The organism is Gilliamella sp. Nev6-6, assembly GCF_001690605.1.
Taxonomy (GTDB): domain Bacteria; phylum Pseudomonadota; class Gammaproteobacteria; order Enterobacterales; family Orbaceae; genus Gilliamella; species Gilliamella apicola_C.
The window spans coordinates 1-1969 of sequence record NZ_LZHP01000077.1 but is presented as its reverse complement, the minus strand read 5'-3'; the positions used below and the strand labels follow the sequence as shown (position 1 = coordinate 1969).

1 protein-coding gene and 1 pseudogene are annotated in these 1969 nt (G+C 38.3%); one reads left to right on the top strand and one right to left on the bottom strand.

Going from position 1 to position 1969, the window contains the following annotated elements:
- Positions 1-848, top strand: a pseudogene (locus A9G42_RS09130) (IS256 family transposase); the annotation flags it as partial.
- Positions 849-895: 47 nt separating this feature from the next.
- On the opposite strand, the gene A9G42_RS09125 reads toward A9G42_RS09130, so the two are convergent.
- Positions 896-1968 (bottom strand): IS3 family transposase gene (locus A9G42_RS09125; protein WP_442903200.1). Its coding sequence is split into 2 segments (ribosomal slippage): positions 896-1731 and positions 1731-1968, totalling 1074 coding nucleotides; the frame shifts between segments, so codons are not numbered across the junction.
- Between the last annotated feature and the right edge of the window lies 1 nt (position 1969).

Below are 1969 nucleotides of genomic sequence, written 5' to 3'. Positions count from 1 at the left end.
AAGAATTTGATTTTGAAAAAGCATTAAAATTATTACAAAATGGTCAACCGCTAACGGGTAAAGATGGTATTTTAACGCCATTAATCAAGCAGCTAACAGAAGCGGCGTTATCGGCGGAATTAGATTCTCATTTAGCCAACGACATTACCCCTAATCGGCGTAATGGTAAGAGTTCAAAGACAATAAAAAGCTCATCAGGCAGTTTCGAACTTGATGCACCAAGAGATAGAAACGGTTCATTTGAACCTCAACTCATCAAAAAAAATCAGACAACATTAAACGATGAAATTGAATAAAAAATTCTCAGTATGTATGCGCTGGGGATGAGTTATAAAGATATCAGCCAGCATATTGAAGAGATTTATGCTTTTCGTCTTTCTCCTGCAACTTTAACCGCCATTACAGATAAAATCATTCCTGAGCTCAGATTATGGCAACAACGACCGCTAGAATCGCTTTATCCGTTTGTTTGGATGGATGCAATTCATTATAAAGTAAAAGAAGATGGGGTTTATCACAGCAAGGCTGTTTATACTGTACTTGCACTTAATTTAGCCGGAAAAAAGGAAGTATTAGGCTTGTATTTATCTGAAAACGAAGGGGCTCATTTTTGGTTATCGGTGTTGACCGATTTACAAAACCGAGGATTAAATGACATTTTAATTGCTTGTGTCGATGGATTAGTTGGCTTTCCTGAAGCGATTAATACTATTTACCCACAAACAGAGGTTCAACTTTGTGTTATTCATCAAATCCGCCATTCAATTAAGTATGTTGCCTCTAAACATCACAAAGCATTTATGAGCGATTTGAAACTTGTTTACAAGGCGGTCTCTCGTGAAGCAGCAATTGATGTGTAAATACCCCAAACTTAGTACACAACTCACGTAGAAAATCATGCTGCTTGTTTTAGTGTTTTATACTCAATCGGTGTCATGTTATTTAACGCCTCATGCGGTCTTTCGGTGTTATAAATGGTTAGCCATTCTTCGGTTATTCTCCTTGCTTGTGCTAAGTTGTTAAAAAGATATAAATCGAGTACTTCAGTACGATAGGTACGATTAAATCGTTCAATATAGCCATTTTGATAAGGGCTACCGGGCTGGATATAATCAATGGTTATATCATGTGATTTAGCCCAGTTTATAAAGGTTTTTCCTGTAAATTCTGGCCCATTATCGACCCGTATTTTTAATGGATACCCATGATATTCGGCCAGTTTATCTAAGTAACGGGTAATCCTTCCTGCGGGTAAGCTTACTGCAATATCAATCCCTAATGCCTCACGATTAAAGTCATCGATGACATTGAATGTCCTAAAGCGACGTTGATTACGACTACTGTCACTCATAAAATCCATTGACCAACATTCACCTTGTTTATTGGGGACTAATAACCTTTCCGGACATCGTGGAGGAATGCGTTTTTTACGCTTTACCCTGAGATTAAGCTTTAATTCACAATACACCCGATATACCCGTTTATGATTCCATTGATAGCCAAGCTTTCTGATACGATGAAAACATTTAGGAAAGCCCCAGCGTAAATGCCGGTCTGTGATAGCATTCAACACCGAAACAATCACCGAGTCATCCTGCAACTTAGGTTGATAATAGTAAGCACAACGGCTTAAGCCAACAATAGCACAACTCATAACAATAGTAACCGAATGATTTTGTTGTAGTTGCTGTGCCCACGTTTTACGTGCCTTGGTGGGCACTAAAGCTTTTTTATGATTTCTTCCTGAAGCTGGGATTTTAAGCTCAGTTCGGCAAACATCTGTTTAAGCTTACGGTTTTCCGCTTCTAGCTCTTTTAAGCGTTTAATATCCGACGTTTCCATACCGCCGTATTTTTCTCGCCATTTATAGAAAGTTGAATTACCCATGCCATATTTACGGCACAGTTCTTTAACGGGAATACCCGCTTCAGCTTCTTTTAAAATAGCGACGATTTGATGTTCAGTCATT